The sequence below is a fragment of the Pectobacterium sp. 1950-15 genome, assembly GCF_037136835.1.
In the GTDB taxonomy this organism is placed as follows: domain Bacteria; phylum Pseudomonadota; class Gammaproteobacteria; order Enterobacterales; family Enterobacteriaceae; genus Pectobacterium.
This window is the reverse complement of record NZ_JBBBQR010000004.1, coordinates 278,943-294,069: the sequence shown is the minus strand read 5'-3', so window position 1 is coordinate 294,069 and position 15,127 is coordinate 278,943. Positions and strand designations below refer to the sequence as shown.

At 50.1% G+C, this 15,127-nt stretch carries 16 protein-coding genes; 8 read left to right on the top strand and 8 right to left on the bottom strand.

Going from position 1 to position 15,127, the window contains the following annotated elements:
• The first annotated feature begins 82 nt into the window (after positions 1 to 82).
• Entirely contained in the window at positions 83 to 1,150 is a 1,068-nt protein-coding gene (trhO, locus tag WCT94_RS07130; RefSeq protein ID WP_336868794.1) for an oxygen-dependent tRNA uridine(34) hydroxylase TrhO, read from the top strand.
• Between the two features lie 74 nt (positions 1,151 to 1,224).
• On the opposite strand, the gene WCT94_RS07125 is transcribed toward trhO, so the two are convergent.
• The 6 genes from WCT94_RS07125 to pyrC form a co-directional block, all read right to left on the bottom strand.
• Positions 1,225 to 1,800: a YceI family protein gene (locus WCT94_RS07125; protein WP_161503050.1), complete on the bottom strand. Its 576-nt coding sequence runs from the start codon at positions 1,798 to 1,800 to the stop codon at positions 1,225 to 1,227.
• Positions 1,801 to 1,829: 29 nt separating this feature from the next.
• The gene (locus WCT94_RS07120) at positions 1,830 to 2,384 is read right to left on the bottom strand and encodes a cytochrome b (protein WP_039471531.1); all 555 of its coding nucleotides are present in this window, start codon (positions 2,382 to 2,384) and stop codon (positions 1,830 to 1,832) included.
• 440 nt (positions 2,385 to 2,824) lie between these two features.
• Positions 2,825 to 3,079, bottom strand: a complete 255-nt coding sequence (gene bssS, locus WCT94_RS07115) for a biofilm formation regulator BssS (protein ID WP_005970542.1) — start codon at positions 3,077 to 3,079, stop codon at positions 2,825 to 2,827.
• Between the two features lie 241 nt (positions 3,080 to 3,320).
• Positions 3,321 to 3,578: a hypothetical protein gene (locus tag WCT94_RS07110; RefSeq protein WP_336868793.1), complete on the bottom strand. Its 258-nt coding sequence runs from the start codon at positions 3,576 to 3,578 to the stop codon at positions 3,321 to 3,323.
• 88 nt (positions 3,579 to 3,666) lie between these two features.
• Positions 3,667 to 3,906, bottom strand: a complete 240-nt coding sequence (dinI, locus tag WCT94_RS07105) for a DNA damage-inducible protein I (RefSeq protein WP_263057608.1) — start codon at positions 3,904 to 3,906, stop codon at positions 3,667 to 3,669.
• A 106-nt stretch (positions 3,907 to 4,012) separates the two neighbouring features.
• On the bottom strand, positions 4,013 to 5,056 hold the full coding sequence (gene pyrC, locus WCT94_RS07100) for a dihydroorotase (protein ID WP_336868792.1): 1,044 nt from the start codon (positions 5,054 to 5,056) through the stop codon (positions 4,013 to 4,015).
• A 309-nt stretch (positions 5,057 to 5,365) separates the two neighbouring features.
• Here pyrC and WCT94_RS07095 point away from each other — a divergent pair, with 309 nt between their 5' ends.
• Positions 5,366 to 5,653, top strand: a complete 288-nt coding sequence (locus WCT94_RS07095) for a putative quinol monooxygenase (RefSeq protein ID WP_336868790.1) — start codon at positions 5,366 to 5,368, stop codon at positions 5,651 to 5,653.
• Between the two features lie 61 nt (positions 5,654 to 5,714).
• On the opposite strand, the gene rne is transcribed toward WCT94_RS07095, so the two are convergent.
• Positions 5,715 to 9,068 carry a ribonuclease E gene (rne, locus tag WCT94_RS07090; RefSeq protein ID WP_336868789.1) on the bottom strand — a complete coding sequence of 1,118 codons (3,354 nt, stop codon included), beginning with the start codon at positions 9,066 to 9,068 and terminating at the stop codon, positions 5,715 to 5,717.
• 606 nt (positions 9,069 to 9,674) lie between these two features.
• Here rne and rluC point away from each other — a divergent pair.
• Entirely contained in the window at positions 9,675 to 10,631 is a 957-nt protein-coding gene (rluC, locus tag WCT94_RS07085) for a 23S rRNA pseudouridine(955/2504/2580) synthase RluC (RefSeq protein WP_336868788.1), read from the top strand.
• A 66-nt stretch (positions 10,632 to 10,697) separates the two neighbouring features.
• Here the strand turns inward: rluC and WCT94_RS07080 are convergent, their stop codons facing one another.
• Positions 10,698 to 11,282 carry a Maf family protein gene (locus WCT94_RS07080; protein WP_336868787.1) on the bottom strand — a complete coding sequence of 195 codons (585 nt, stop codon included), beginning with the start codon at positions 11,280 to 11,282 and terminating at the stop codon, positions 10,698 to 10,700.
• A gap of 140 nt (positions 11,283 to 11,422) precedes the next feature.
• On the opposite strand from WCT94_RS07080, the gene yceD reads away from it, so the two are divergent.
• Genes yceD through fabD form a run of 5 tightly spaced genes read left to right on the top strand, consistent with a single transcriptional unit; the run spans position 11,423 to position 15,114 of the window.
• Positions 11,423 to 11,944: a 23S rRNA accumulation protein YceD gene (gene yceD, locus WCT94_RS07075; protein ID WP_263057603.1), complete on the top strand. Its 522-nt coding sequence runs from the start codon at positions 11,423 to 11,425 to the stop codon at positions 11,942 to 11,944.
• A gap of 16 nt (positions 11,945 to 11,960) precedes the next feature.
• Entirely contained in the window at positions 11,961 to 12,131 is a 171-nt protein-coding gene (rpmF, locus tag WCT94_RS07070) for a 50S ribosomal protein L32 (RefSeq protein ID WP_011093369.1), read from the top strand.
• 29 nt (positions 12,132 to 12,160) lie between these two features.
• Positions 12,161 to 13,207 carry a phosphate acyltransferase PlsX gene (gene plsX / locus WCT94_RS07065; protein WP_336868784.1) on the top strand — a complete coding sequence of 349 codons (1,047 nt, stop codon included), beginning with the start codon at positions 12,161 to 12,163 and terminating at the stop codon, positions 13,205 to 13,207.
• A gap of 6 nt (positions 13,208 to 13,213) precedes the next feature.
• The gene (locus tag WCT94_RS07060; protein ID WP_336868782.1) at positions 13,214 to 14,167 is read left to right on the top strand and encodes a beta-ketoacyl-ACP synthase III; all 954 of its coding nucleotides are present in this window, start codon (positions 13,214 to 13,216) and stop codon (positions 14,165 to 14,167) included.
• Positions 14,168 to 14,184: 17 nt separating this feature from the next.
• Positions 14,185 to 15,114, top strand: coding sequence for an ACP S-malonyltransferase (gene fabD / locus WCT94_RS07055; protein WP_336868781.1), 930 nt, complete (start codon positions 14,185 to 14,187; stop codon positions 15,112 to 15,114).
• Positions 15,115 to 15,127: the final 13 nt, after the last annotated feature.

Genomic DNA, 15,127 nt, shown 5'->3' with positions numbered 1-15,127 from the left:
ATGCCGGGCGATTCAATGTGTCGGGCTATGGCTCGATGATGAACGTCACACGCTAACCTCAATGAAGACAGGAACGTACACCATGCCAGTGTTACATAACCGGATTTCTAATGAGGAACTGAAGGCGCGTATGCTTGCGGAAACCGAGCCGCGTACCACAGTTTCCTTCTATAAATATTTCACCATTGACGATCCAAAAGCCTTTCGCGATAGTCTGTATATTCAGCTTGAGCAATGTCAGGTCTTCGGTCGTATTTACATTGCGACTGAGGGGATTAACGCCCAAATCAGCGTGCCCAATAATCAGTTCGAGGCCTTTAAGGCGGTATTGTTCAGTGCGCACCCGGCGCTCGATCAGATTCGCTTAAATATCGCTCTGGAAGATGACGGGAAATCATTCTGGGTATTGCGTATGAAAGTACGTGAACGGATTGTCGCTGATGGGATTGACGATCCAACATTTAACCCAGCGAATGTCGGACAATACCTGAAAGCCGATCAGGTTAATGCGATGGCTGACGATCCTGACACCGTGTTCGTCGATATGCGTAACCATTACGAATATGAAGTCGGGCATTTCGAGAACGCACTGGAAGTGCCGTCGGATACGTTTCGTGAGCAGTTGCCGATGGCGGTTGAAATGCTGGATGAGGCGCGCGACAAAAATATTGTCATGTACTGCACGGGCGGTATTCGCTGCGAGAAGGCCAGCGCCTACATGTTGCACCACGGCTTTAAGAACGTGTATCACGTAGAGGGCGGTATTATTGAATATACGCGCCAGGCTAAAGCTCAGGGACTACCGCTGAAGTTTATCGGCAAGAATTTCGTGTTTGACGAACGAATGGGAGAGCGCATTTCTGATGACGTCATTGCGCATTGCCATCAGTGCGGGGCGTCGTGTGATAGCCACACTAACTGCCGTAATGAAGGGTGCCATCTTCTGTTTATCCAGTGTCCTTCCTGCGCTGCAAAATACGAAGGCTGCTGTAGCACGCAGTGTCAGGATGAAACGAAGCTGCCGCTGGAGGAGCAAAGAGCGATACGCAGCGGACGTGAAAATGGAATGAAAATCTTCAATAAATCCAAAGGATTATTGCAGTCAACGCTGCACATTCCGGCTCCTGTCGCGAAAGACAAGGCTGAATAATTAGCGGCTAATCGCGTAATATAAAAAGCCCTTTCCAAAGGAAAGGGCTTTTGCTGTTAATGCGTGGTGTCGCCTTACTTCTGGCGAACGCCTTCAACGGCAATAATCAGTTCTACATCCTGCGAAGCTGGACCTAAATCGGTCGTAATGTTGAAGTCTTTCAGCTTGATAGTGCCTTCGGCTTGAAACCCTGCACGATAGTTACCCCACGGGTCATCGCCCTGACCGATGAGTTTGGCATCGAGCTTAACAGGCTTGGTGACGCCGTTTAAGGTCAGGTTGCCGGTAATATCGTAATCTTCGCCGTCTTTCTTCACTTCCGTTGAGGTAAACGTTGCCTGCGGATGCTTGGTAACGTTTAAAAATTCTGCGCTGCGTAGGTGCTTGTCACGCTCAGCGTGGTTAGTGTCAACGCTGTTAGTGTTGATAGTGACATTTACTTTATCTGCTGATGGGTTTTTCTCATCAAAGGTAAAGGCGCCATCGAAGTCGTTAAAGCTGCCGTAAAGCCAGCTGTAACCGAGGTGTTTAATGCGGAATTCAATAAACGCGTGCTGGCCTTCTTTATCGAACTTGTACTCTGCCGCCAGTGCAGAACCAGCAGAGGCAAGCATGGATACTGCAGTCAGGCTCAGTAGTGTTTTCTTCAGCATTGGTATTTCTCCATAAATCCAGAAAGTTAAGGAACGTTGCGACCCAACATCCGTTTCAACGTGTTATCACCATCTATAAAGTGGTGTTTTAATGCGGCTAAACCGTGCAGCGCTGATAAGGCAACCACCGCCCATGCAAGATAAAGATGCACGTCGCCTGCTATATCGGCCTGATCCGTCAAGCCGCTGACAATGGCCGGAATAGAAAACCAGCCAAAAACTGAGATGGAATGCCCTTCGGCAGTGGAAATGAGATATCCACTAATAAGAATGGCGAAAAGAATGACATAAAGCGCAATATGAGCCAGCGTCGCGCTGACGCGGGTCAATGTGGAGTAGCTTTTTAATGGTGGAGGAGGGGGGGAAATAAACCGCCACACCACGCGAAAAATTAAGATAGCGAAGAATAGTACGCCAATCGCCTTATGGATTTCTGGGGCACGGTGGTACCAAATATTGTAGTAGCCTAATGTGACCATCCATAGGCCTAAAGCGAACATGCCATAAACGGTTAACGCTGCAATCCAGTGCAAAAGAATGCTGATATGGCCATAACGAGAAGAGGTATTACGCCAAAGCATGGTGATAGCTCCTTATCAGATCGGTAACATGTCAATCCGGCGAAAATTTAACAGGAAGAAACATAAAATCAATATAAACTTTCAAATTGTAACATTATCATAAACATGAGCAGTTTTTTTGAATTTAAATTCATAATTTATTCAGTTTGGTTATGGAAGTTCTTTAATAGAAATAGCTATTTCTGATACCTGTCTTCAGGTGAGAATGAATAAAGATGGCAGAGAAATAAATGATTCATGCTACAAAGAGACTCTATTAGTTGAATAATGATGCAGCAGGTGATTATTAGTATAAAGGCTGGCGAGCAGGAATTAATTTATTGATGGATATAAAAGAAATGAGAATAACCCTAAAATAACAACACCGCCTTATTGGCGGTGTTGTTATTTTAAGCAAAAATGATGGGTATTGAATATAATATTAATAACGTTATCAATTACTAATGTTTCCGATAATCACTGACGTCACAATCTGTTGATTCGATTTTTGCAATACCGGCTTCGAGTATGTGTATCAACTGCCGTGCAACATCGGTCGTTAGCCAAAGCGTCCGGTCTACATGTGCTTCATCTGGTGCTTGGTCCGAGGTGGATAAGTAGTGCAAACGGATCATCATGGCGTCATAACTGTCAACGGTGCTGATGTCCCAACCTACAAGAGGATGTGTCTGAATAACTTCATTTTTTCTATCCATAAATACCCCTTATTGACTAGTTACTAACATGAGTGACTAACGAGGCTTCAGGTGGCTCATTATTTTTAAATGAGCATTATCAGTATACTGCTGCTTATTTAATTTATGGGAAATATTTTCAGTTTTTCGTAAAAAATATTACACAGACGGTATGGAGAAAGGGGTAAGCGATGCGTCAGATAAAATATCGGGACGAATTGGCTTTCATCCCGAAGGTGTGGTTAGCAGGAGCAGCAGGACATTATTCCACACCAGATCCCGCATTTTTCTCCAATGCGGCAGCAAGTCGGGCAAGGTATTTTTTCATCGCGGGATCTCGATTTTCATTTTGAGATTCGAGCGTCAGGTTATGAACCATCAGTGTGTTTGCTTTCTCATCGAGGCAGAATGCCAGAGACGAAAAGGCGAGTTCCAGAGCATCGATTTTGCGTTGTTGCTCGCCAATCAGCTCCAGCAGTTCCCCGAATGTCATTGCCTCTTCTGGTTTTTCTACCGTCATAACAGATACCCTCGGTCATAGCACATGGCGAAATGCCGCTTCAAACTGCCATTACAGCCTATATCTTCGTTATCTTTCAAGCTTTAGATTACTCTGCCGTAAACCAGTCGTCGGCGCTTTCCCACGTTTCCTGCAAGATTTCAGAGATACGATCTTTGTCATCTTTGCCTGCACCCATGACCGTCAGGTTATTTGCGGATGCATAACGAACCTGAATGGGCGTATCGGGGTAAATTTTGTGAATACGCTTTTCCAGCTCATGCCTGAGTGCTTCAATCGCACCGGCGGGTAAAGGCGTTGTCTTTGCAAGAGTGATTTCTACGCGCATGGTGACCTCCAAATTTTAAACTGTTTATTTATACAGTTATTGCAAGTGGAGAACAAGACGCGCAATAAAATTTAGCCCATCGGCATAATGCGGATGGGCTTGTCGATTAACGGACTGACCAGTTAAGGCTTTGTCCAGCCAGGAAGGGGATTAGCGACTCGTCGCCGAGAGAGATTTCTTCCGGGAACGTGACCGTTTCACGGTAAAGCTCAATCCAACTGTCGTTCACCGGCAGACCATAAAAACGTGGGCCGTTCAGGGAGCAGAATGCTTCGAGTTTATCAAGCGCGTTCATTTCTTCAAAAACGGTGGCGTAGGTACTTAATGCCGCCTGGGCATTAAACACGCCAGCGCAGCCACAGCTGGATTCTTTCCTGTGTTTTGCGTGAGGAGCGGAGTCAGTACCGAGGAAAAGGCGGTCACAGCCGCTGGCTACGGCTTCGCGTAGCGCCTGCTGATGCGTATTACGTTTTAAGATAGGTAGACAATACAGGTGAGGGCGAACGCCGCCAACCAGCATATGATTGCGGTTAAACATCAGGTGCTGCGGTGTAATGGTTGCAGCGAGATAATCGTTACCTTCAACAACGTACTGCGCGGCTTCTTTCGTCGTAATGTGCTCAAGGACAACCTTCAGTTCAGGGAATTGTTGGCGCAATGGTTCCAGTACCGTTTCGATGAAGCGCGCTTCCCGATCGAAAATATCCACGGCAGAGTCGGTAACTTCACCGTGGATGAGTAACGGCATACCCATTTTTTGCATTTTCTCCAGAATGCCGGAGATATTGGCGACGCTGGTAACCCCATGGCTGGAATTCGTTGTGGCGTTGGCCGGGTATAATTTGGCAGCAGTAAAGACGCCTTGCTCAAAACCACTCACGATTTCATTGGCATCAAGCGCATCGGTCAGGTAGCACGTCATCAGCGGGTGAAAGTCATCACCCTGCGGAACCGCGGCTAAAATACGTTGGCGATACGCGATAGCGCTGGCCACGGTAGTAATCGGCGGCGTCAGGTTAGGCATAACAATCGCACGGCCAAAGAAACGGCTGGTATAGGGGAGAACGGTTTCCAGCATCCGATCGTCACGCAGGTGAATGTGCCAATCGTCAGGGCGACGGATTTTAAGAATTGTGGGCTGTGCGGTCATGGAATTGCGCTCCGGCGGTCAGTAGAAAAACATCGTCTTTCGGTTGGTTTTGGGACTGATACGGCGGGGGATAAGGATAAGCGTAAAGCCATTCGAATGCATCCGTTTGTTGATGAATGCTTGAAATTAGCCGTCGATTGGCATCTGATAGCATTATACTCGTCATACTTCAAGTTGCATGTGCGTTGGCAACGTTTAGTCACCCGAATCACTTACTTGAGTAAGCTCATCGGGATTCCTTCTCTTGCCGCCTGCCTGAAACTCGAATTATTTAGAGTAAATATTTTCATTGATAAATAAGGGATGTATATGGAAATTCGTATTGTCGCCACTATTCAGGCAAAAGCAGAGTTCATTGCAGACGTTACCGCAACGCTAAAGCGCGTGGTGGCGCCTAGCCGACAGGAAGCGGGTAATGTGCAGTACGATCTGCATGAAGTCGTAGATAAAGCCGGTTCGTTTGTGTTCTTCGAGCGTTGGAAAGATCGAGAGGCTTTGACATCACATGAGCAGAGCGATCACTTCAAGAACCTGCTTGCTGAACTGGATGGCAAAACGGACAGCGTAGATATCAAGCTATTGCATTTTTTAGGCTAACAATAGTTTGTGCATAAAAAAACACCCGCCAATTGCGGGTGTTTGTCTATAGATGTCAGAATTACTCGCTGACTGGTGTAGGTTTGGTTGCTGGCGCAGTTGACTGGTTAACTGCCGCATGACCGCCTGCCGAACCTTTTCCAGAGAACGGATAGGCAGGACGAACCCAATCACTGTGTCGGGCAGGTTCCGCGTGGTATGCCGGCGCCGGTGCTTTAGTCATTGGCGCTGTTGCATGGAACTTATAGCGAGGCTGCTCAGCAACGGTGGCTGCTTTTGTTACACTCGATACAGGTTCTTCCACAATCAGCTGCGCGCTGGTTGCGTTAACCGGTTCATCCTGAGCGCGCTGTGGCGCGCTGGTTTCCTGGACTGCGGAAACCGCCGGAGTAGAAACAGGTTCTGCCACATCTGCTTTCTCGGTTGCATCAGCGATGCTATCTGCCTGTTTGTTTTCTGCAACTGCTTCCGTAGCGACATCGTCAGCCACGACAGTTTCAGTCACTACAGCTTCAGCTACTGTGCTTTCAGTTGCAACAGGTTCAACGATCTGTGTGTCTTCCGCAGTCAGAGCAGTATCAGCAACCTTTGCTTCCTCAACGGCACTTACGGCAACCGCAGCGATAGCATCGTCGATAGCAGTGTTCTCGGTAACGGGCTCGACGACGGTTTCTTCGCCTGTAGCACTTACCTCGACATTTGCGACATTGCTATCCTGAATCACGTCGGCAGATTGTGCTGTCGCGGTTACAACAGCGTCTTCCTGAGTGACGGCTTCAGCAATCGCCACGTTTTCCACTGCGTTGGATTCCGCTGTATCGGCCTGTGTCGCCACTGTGGCTTCAACGACGGCAGGTAACAGCGGTGTTTCAATCGCTGCAACGTTTTCGCCCTGCGGTTGACCTTCAGCCAGCTGTGTCTGTGCAAGAGGATAGCTGACCCACACTTTTCCTGATGCCATTTCCGGTGATGCGGCGGCAAATTCCAACTGCATCGGAGACTGAGACGGGTAACGCTCATCACGATAGCGACGACGACGTTGACCGCTGACGCGCAGATGACGCGGCGAGCGACGTGAACGACGTGGCATACCGCCATTCTCGGCGTTGGCACGATTCGCGTCGTTTGGTTCGTTATCGATCTCGTTATTGTCTACCGCAGCATCGTTTGGCTTGACGTAAGATTGAACCTGCTCAGATGGAACAGCGGCAGGTGCTGTGCTATCGGAGAGGGTATCCGGCTGAGCGTCGGACTGAACGCGTACTTTCTGCGTCAGTTGGCGGCGTTGGCGACGCGGCATAACCTGAACCGGTTTATCCTGCTCGGCTGCGTTGTCATCGGAATCATCAACCGCTGGCTGAACTTTTGCCTCATTAGAAGCCTGACGGCGTTCGTCCTGACGACGACGCTGGCGCTCAGCACGTGGTTCACGGCGCGGCTGTTCTTCTGAACTGGTTTTCTCCGCGTTTTCTGCAACCACTTCCTCGTTCTGTCGCTTATTACGGCGCTGCTCATCACGCTGTTCACGATTGTCACGATTGTCACGATTGTCACGAGAACCACGATCGCGGCGATTATTACCCTGACGGCGTGAATTACGACGCTCAGAACGCTGGCCTTCAGCAGATTTCTCTTCTTCGGCCTTCTTCTCGTCAACGCTATCCGCTGCTTTTACCGCAGGTTCAGAAGCAAAGGCGCTTTTTAAGGCGCTGAAGAAACGGCTGATGAGGCCTGGTTGAGCGACTTCCGCTGGTTTCGCTGCAGCAGGCGCTGCTTTGGTTACCGACGGTGCGGTTTCCGCTGGCATTTCTGCCATGGTAAACGTTGCTAAAGCAGGTTGTTCTGGCTGTTTACGCTCAATCGTCTGTTCGTCTTGCTGTTGCTGTGTTTCCGTTTCCAAACGCTGAGGCAGCAGATAGCTGAGCGTTGGCTTTTCTTCGCCTTTACGGACGCGAACAACGGAGTAGTGCGGTGTTTGCATGCCGTCGTGTGGCACGATGACCGCACGCACGCCGCCTTGACGTTTCTCAATGGCGTTAACGGCATCACGCTTCTCGTTCAGCAGATAAGAAGCAATCTGGACTGGGACAATCGCGTGGACTTCTTTGGTATTTTCTTTCAGTGCTTCTTCTTCAATCAGGCGAAGAATGGACAGCGAAAGTGATTCATTGTCACGAATCGTCCCTGTACCGCTACAGCGTGGACAGACGTGATGGCTGGATTCACCCAGTGACGGACTCAGGCGCTGACGCGACATTTCCAACAGGCCGAAGCGGGAAATGCGGCCAATCTGAATACGTGCACGATCCTGACGTACGGAATCACGTAGGCGGTTTTCCACTTCACGCTGGTGACGAACCGGAGTCATATCGATGAAGTCGATAACGATCAGGCCACCGAGGTCACGCAGGCGCAATTGGCGAGCAATTTCGTCTGCGGCTTCAAGGTTGGTGTTAAATGCGGTTTCTTCAATATCACCACCGCGCGTTGCACGAGCGGAGTTGATATCAATTGCCGTCAGCGCTTCAGTGGTATCGATAACGATAGAACCGCCGGACGGCAGGCGAACCTCGCGCTGGAAAGCCGATTCGATCTGCGACTCAATCTGGTAATGGCTGAAAAGCGGGATTTCACCACTGTACAGTTTGATTTTGCTGCTGAAATCAGGACGGCCCAGCGCAGAAATGTGTTCTTTCGCCAGGTCGAGAATTTTGGGGTTATCAATCAGAATTTCGCCAATGTCCGGGCGCAGATAGTCACGGAAAGCGCGGACAATTACGTTACTTTCCTGATGGATCAGGAACGGTGCTGGGCGGCCTTCGGCGGCTTTTTTGATCGCGTCCCAGTGTTTCAGACGGAAAGCCAGATCCCATTGCAGGGCCTCTGCGGATTTGCCCACACCCGCAGTGCGAACAATGAGACCCATGCCATCAGGCAGTTGCAGCGAACCCAGCGCTTCTTTGAGCTCGGTGCGATCGTCGCCTTCAATGCGGCGGGAAATTCCACCGGCGCGCGGGTTATTCGGCATTAAGACCAGATAGCTACCCGCCAGGCTGATAAAGGTGGTCAGCGCTGCGCCTTTGTTGCCACGTTCTTCTTTGTCTACCTGAACAATGACTTCCTGACCTTCACGTAACACGTCTTTAATGTTAGGACGACCATGGGAAGCATAGTTGCTGGGGAAGTATTCGCGGGCGATTTCTTTAAGAGGGAGGAAACCATGTCTTTCTGCGCCGTAATCAACAAAAGCCGCTTCAAGACTGGGTTCGATACGAGTGATTTTACCTTTGTAGATATTTGCTTTCTTCTGCTCATGACCCGGACTTTCGATATCCAAATCATACAGCCGTTGACCATCAACCAAGGCAACACGCAACTCTTCCTGCTGAGTTGCGTTAATTAACATTCTTTTCATCTTCAACTTACTCGTTATTTTTACTTGCATTATTGATAGAGCTGCGGACAAAAGAACCGCATGACCGGAGTGAACCGATGGCCTCGTGGCTTATCGCAGGGACGTCAACCTCCCGGTTGTCGCCTGCATAGAGACGCATGTTTCGGTAGCCTGTGTTTCCTGATGGAAAACAGCGCATTTACTGAGGGAACAGCTTCTGAATAATGTCGCCAGATCTGATTCCATTTGCCGGCCAAGCTGCAATCCGCAGCCCGCTAACTGCTTGATTTCGCATTACGTCTTACGCCATTGCTGCGTGTGTGCGTCATCAGGCAAATTTAATAATTTCGCAATTTCCCCTTGTTTTATCGGAAATCCGCGTGGGAAACGCAAAAGCATTATTCCACTGCTGATACCGTTATAGCAAGGTGACTTTGCCTGTCTGTATAAAGATAGTTCTGTCGTGATCACCAAAACGGGCAGGGTTTGATGCTACAACGCAATTCACCCGTCACTTACCCGCGTTACTTACCCGATAGTGCAACAATATCTTCATAAGTCAGACACACAGTTAAGCACAGAAAAAGAAGTGGCGCTATCGGGTTGCTCTATTTAGAATCGCGCATCATGAAAACAGATAATCCTTCAGTACAATTTGTGACGATCTCCGCAGATGAAGCGGGGCAGCGCGTCGATAACTTTTTGCATACCCACTTAAAGGGTGTGCCTAAAAGCATGGTTTACCGTATCTTGCGTAAAGGCGAGGTAAGGATAAATAAGAAACGGGTCAAGCCTGAGTATAAATTGCTCGACGGCGATGTCATTCGTATTCCGCCTGTTCGGCAGGCAGAACGTGATGAAACGCCTGTTTCTGCGAGTCTTGGTAAAGTGGCGGCGTTGGCCGAGTGCATTATTTACGAAGATGACTACCTGCTGGTGCTGAATAAGCCCTCGGGTACCGCCGTGCATGGCGGAAGCGGTCTGAGCTTCGGCGTGATTGAAGGGCTACGTGCTTTACGCCCGGAAGCGCGTTTTCTGGAGCTGGTACACCGCCTCGATCGCGATACGTCAGGCGTTTTGCTGGTAGCAAAAAAACGCTCGGCTTTGCGTTCTCTGCATGAACAGCTGCGGCTAAAAGGCATGCAAAAAGATTACCTGGCGTTGGTTCGCGGACAATGGCAGTCCCACTGTAAGGTTGTTCAGGCGCCGCTGTTGAAAAACATTCTGCAAAGCGGTGAGCGCGTTGTGCGAGTTAACAGCGAAGGCAAGCCGTCGGAAACGCGCTTTAAGGTAGAAGAGCGTTTTGAGCATGCGACTCTGGTGAGAGCGAGCCCTGTCACCGGACGTACGCATCAAATTCGTGTGCATACTCAGTATGCTGGGCATCCGATAGCATTTGACGACCGTTACGGCGATCGCGAATTCGATGAACAACTGGCGGATACCGGGTTAAAACGTCTGTTCCTGCATGCGCAGGCGCTGCGTTTTGAGCACCCAAATACCGGCGAGACGTTGAGAATTGAAGCGCCATTGGATAGCGGACTGCGTCGCTGTCTTCAGGCGCTGCGCAAGACAAAAGCATAACGACGCGTACACCCTGTACGCCTTTATCTGTCGGGATAGCGCGTCATCGTGCTATCCCGATTTGTATTACGCTGTCAAAGGATTAACGCCTTCCTTTTGTAGCATCCGAATCAGCGCGATCAGCGGCAACCCAATGAGCGTATTAGGATCGCGCCCGGATAATCGCTCAAAAAGGGCAATGCCCAGTCCTTCGCTTTTGAAACTGCCCGCGCAGTTCCACGGCTGCTCTTTCTCCAGATAGCCGTCAATTTCCTTTTCCGTTAGCGTCCTAAAATGCACATCAAATGGCTCTGCGATGCTCTGTATTTCCTGAGTCGCACTATTGAAAAGCGCTAAACCGGTAAAAAAGGAAACGCATTTCCCACTGGCCTGCTGTAACTGTCGTGTTGCATTACCCTTATTATGGGGTTTGCCCGTGATGGCATTCCCCAGAACGCAAACCTGATCGGAGCCGATAATCAGGTGGTTGGGGTAGTACGTGGCCAACGCTCGGGCTTTGCTTTCAGCAAGGCGGATCACGAGATCGACGGCGTTTTCATCAGGGTGCGGGGTTTCATCGATGTCTGGCGACGCGCAAATAAAAGGGATCGCCAGCTTTTCCAATAAGGCCCGGCGATACGGTGAGGTTGAGGCAAGAACGATCTGCTGCATAATTTTTTGATAAACCGTAGCGTAATGATGAAAGGCATTTTAAACTGTGCGCCGCTCTGGAAGCGAATATTGGTGAAAGGTGGTGCATCACTGCCTTTTTCTTTGACTCTATGTCGTTACGACGTTAATATGCGCGCCCTATGCAAAAGGTAAAATTACCCTTAACCCTTGATGCGGTCCGCACTGCTCAGAAGCGTTTAGATTACGTTGGTGTCTATTCGCCGGAACAAGTAGAGCGTGTAGCCGAATCAGTGGTGAGTGTGGATAGTGATGTTCAGGCCTCTTTATCTTTCAATATTGATAATCAGCGTCTGGCAGTGATTGACGGTAACGCCGATGTTACGGTCACACTGATGTGTCAACGTTGCGGAAAGCCGTTTGAACATCAAGTCCATGCGACATTCTGTTTTAGCCCGGTCGTCAATGATGAGCAGGCCGAAGCGTTACCGGAAGCGTATGAGCCGATCGGCGTTGATGAGTTTGGCGAAGTCGATCTGCTGGCAATGATTGAAGATGAAATTATTCTGATGTTGCCTATCGCCCCGGTGCATGATTCTGAACACTGTGAAGTGTCCGAAGCGGACATGGTGTTTGGCCAACTGCCTGAAGAGGCGGAAAAACCAAATCCGTTTGCCGTATTAGCCAGTTTAAAGCGTAAGTAATTAAGGAGTAAGGTCCATGGCCGTACAACAAAACAAACCTAGCCGTTCCAAACGTGGTATGCGTCGTTCACACGATGCGCTGACTACCTCTTCTGTATCCGTAGATAAAGTTTCTGGCGAAACTCACCTGCGTCACCACATCACTGCGGATGGTTACTACCGCGGTCGCAAGGTCATTGCTAAGTAATTCTTGCGAATTATTTGCAAGGCAATACCTTGACACGCCTAACTCTGGCGTTAGATGCGATGGGCGGGGATTTTGGTCCCTGCGTAACAGTGCCTGCTGCATTGCAGGCACTGGCTTCTAATCCAGCTCTCAATTTGTTATTAGTCGGCGATCCTGCTGCGATTACACCATTACTTGCCAAAGTCGATTCTGATTTACTTTCCCGCTTAGAGGTTGTTCCGGCGGAGTCGGTTATTGCTAGTGATGCGAGGCCGTCGCAGGCTATTCGTGCGAGCCGTGGTACCTCAATGCGCATAGCGCTTGAGTTGATTAAAGACGGCAGGGCACAAGCCTGTGTGAGCGCAGGCAACACGGGTGCGCTTATGGGGCTGGCTAAGCTCCTGATTAAGCCACTTGACGGTATTGAACGGCCTGCATTGGTATCGGTCTTACCACACCAGCAGCACGGAAAGACCGTCGTGTTGGATCTGGGGGCGAATGTTGATTGCGATAGCACGATGCTGGTTCAGTTTGCCGTGATGGGTTCAGTGATGGCGGAAGAAGTGCTGGAACTGAAGAACCCTCGGGTCGCGTTGTTGAATATTGGTGAAGAAGAAAGCAAAGGGCTGAGCACTATCCGTGAAGCAGCGGCACAGCTAAAAGAGGCACCATCAATAAATTATATCGGTTATCTGGAAGGCAACGACCTGTTGACCGGGAAAACGGATGTGATGGTCTGTGACGGCTTTGTGGGTAATGTCACACTGAAAACGGTGGAAGGCGTGGTAAGGATGTTTCTGTCACTGCTGAAATCGCCAGCCTCAGGCCCAGGGCAAAAACAAAAGCGGTCCTGGTGGTTGAAATGGCTGGGACGTTTGTTACAAAAGCGCTTATCAAAGCGTTTCGGCCATTTGAACCCCGATCAATATAATGGCGCATGCCTGCTAGGATTGCGGGGAACTGTAATCAAAAGCCATGGTGCAGCAAACCAGAGAGCGTTTGCGGTTGCTATTGAACAGGCAATGCAGACGGTACGGCGGCAGCTTCCCGACCGGATTGCCGCCCGTCTAGAAGCGGTATTACCCAAGAGTGACTAAGCGTACATGTATACAAAAATAATCGGAACGGGCAGTTACCTGCCTGAACAAATCAGGACGAACGCTGATTTAGAAAAGATGGTGGAAACGACGGACGAATGGATCGTCACACGTACTGGAATCCGTGAGCGCCGAATTGCTGCGCCGGATGAAAACGTTGCGACCATGGGATACCGTGCCGCGCAGAAAGCGCTGGAAATGGCAAATGTCGATCCTTCTGAAGTCGGTCTTCTGATTGTTGCGACAACATCATCGAGCCATGCTTTCCCGAGTTCTGCCTGCCAGATTCAGCAGCTGTTAGGGATCAAAGATACAATTGCCTTCGATCTGGCCGCTGCCTGTGCCGGTTTTACCTATGCACTGAGCGTTGCCGATCAATACGTTAAAAATGGTGCGGTGAAATACGCACTGGTGATCGGTTCCGATACGCTGTCTCGGACATTGGATCCTGAAGATCGCGGCACGCTGATTTTATTCGGTGATGGCGCAGGCGCGGTACTGTTAACGCCATCAGAGCAGCCGGGTATTCTTTCTACTCATCTGCATGCCGATGGTCGCTATGGCGAACTGCTGGCGCTGCCGCATCAGGATCGTAACCATACGGATACACCTGCTTACCTGACGATGGCGGGTAACGAAGTCTTTAAAGTGGCCGTGACTGAACTGGCGCATATCGTTGAGGAAACGCTGCAAGCGGCTCAACTGGACAAAAGTGAATTAGACTGGCTGGTGCCTCATCAGGCTAACCTGCGAATCATCAGCGCCACGGCGAAAAAGCTGGGTATGGGGATGGACAAGGTGGTTGTGACGCTGGATCGTCATGGTAATACCTCCGCGGCCTCTGTACCTTCAGCGCTGGATGAAGCCGTGCGCGATGGGCGTATTAAACCAGGGCAACTGGTGCTGCTTGAAGCCTTCGGTGGCGGTTTTACCTGGGGTTCCGCGCTGGTTCGTTTTTAATTAAACAGGATTGTGATATGACGCAATTTGCAATGGTGTTTCCCGGTCAGGGATCGCAGACGGTAGGTATGTTGGCTGAACTTGCGGCAGAACACCCCATCGTCACTGAAACGTTTGCTCAGGCTTCTGAAGCGTTAGGTTATGACTTATGGCAGCTCACCCAGCAAGGGCCAGCTGAAGAGTTGAATAAGACCTGGCAGACGCAGCCTGCGTTACTGACCGCTTCTGTTGCTATCTGGCGTGTCTGGCAGCAGCAGGGAGGAAAAACGCCTGCTCTGATGTCTGGTCATAGCCTTGGTGAATATTCCGCACTGGTTTGTGCTGGCGTTCTGGATTTCCAACAGGCTGTCCGTTTGGTTGAACTGCGTGGCAAGCTGATGCAGGAAGCGGTACCGGAAGGAACGGGCGCGATGTATGCCATTATCGGGCTTGATAACGACGCTATTGCCAAAGCGTGTGAAGAATCTGCGCAGGGGCAGGTGGTCTCTCCGGTAAACTTCAACTCACCGGGTCAGGTGGTGATTGCGGGCAATAAAGACGCCGTTGAGCGTGCTGGTGCAGCGTGTAAAGCAGCGGGTGCGAAGCGTGCACTGCCGCTGCCTGTCAGCGTCCCGTCACACTGTGCGCTGATGGAGCCAGCCGCGAAGAAACTCGCGGTTGCGCTGGAGTCCGTGGCGTTTAATGCTCCGGTCATCCCGGTTGTCAATAATGTTGATGCAAGCATCGAAACAACACCGGAAGCGATTCGCGATGCGCTGGTACGCCAGCTGTATTGCCCAGTGCGCTGGACGGACTGTGTTGAATTTATGGCCTCTCAGGGCGTTGAGTCACTGTTAGAAGTCGGGCCAGGTAAAGTATTGACTGGCTTAACCAAACGAATCGTCGATACCCTGACAGCAGCTGCGGTGAACGATCCTGCTTCTCTATCAGCGGCGATTGAGAAATAAGAACGGAGAAGAC

Excerpts from the sequence above, each read along its gene's own strand:
- trhO (WP_336868794.1), top strand. The coding sequence starts at position 83 with ATGCCAGTGTTACATAACCGGATTTCTAATGAGGAACTGAAGGCGCGT.
- WCT94_RS07120 (WP_039471531.1), bottom strand. The coding sequence starts at position 2,384 with ATGCTTTGGCGTAATACCTCTTCTCGTTATGGCCATATCAGCATTCTT.
- bssS (WP_005970542.1), bottom strand. The coding sequence starts at position 3,079 with ATGGATAGAAAAAATGAAGTTATTCAGACACATCCTCTTGTAGGTTGG.
- WCT94_RS07110 (WP_336868793.1), bottom strand. The coding sequence starts at position 3,578 with ATGACGGTAGAAAAACCAGAAGAGGCAATGACATTCGGGGAACTGCTG.
- dinI (WP_263057608.1), bottom strand. The coding sequence starts at position 3,906 with ATGCGCGTAGAAATCACTCTTGCAAAGACAACGCCTTTACCCGCCGGT.
- pyrC (WP_336868792.1), bottom strand. The coding sequence starts at position 5,056 with ATGACCGCACAGCCCACAATTCTTAAAATCCGTCGCCCTGACGATTGG.
- WCT94_RS07095 (WP_336868790.1), top strand. The coding sequence starts at position 5,366 with ATGGAAATTCGTATTGTCGCCACTATTCAGGCAAAAGCAGAGTTCATT.
- rne (WP_336868789.1), bottom strand. The coding sequence starts at position 9,068 with ATGAAAAGAATGTTAATTAACGCAACTCAGCAGGAAGAGTTGCGTGTT.
- rluC (WP_336868788.1), top strand. The coding sequence starts at position 9,675 with ATGAAAACAGATAATCCTTCAGTACAATTTGTGACGATCTCCGCAGAT.
- WCT94_RS07080 (WP_336868787.1), bottom strand. The coding sequence starts at position 11,282 with ATGCAGCAGATCGTTCTTGCCTCAACCTCACCGTATCGCCGGGCCTTA.
- yceD (WP_263057603.1), top strand. The coding sequence starts at position 11,423 with ATGCAAAAGGTAAAATTACCCTTAACCCTTGATGCGGTCCGCACTGCT.
- rpmF (WP_011093369.1), top strand. The coding sequence starts at position 11,961 with ATGGCCGTACAACAAAACAAACCTAGCCGTTCCAAACGTGGTATGCGT.
- WCT94_RS07060 (WP_336868782.1), top strand. The coding sequence starts at position 13,214 with ATGTATACAAAAATAATCGGAACGGGCAGTTACCTGCCTGAACAAATC.
- fabD (WP_336868781.1), top strand. The coding sequence starts at position 14,185 with ATGACGCAATTTGCAATGGTGTTTCCCGGTCAGGGATCGCAGACGGTA.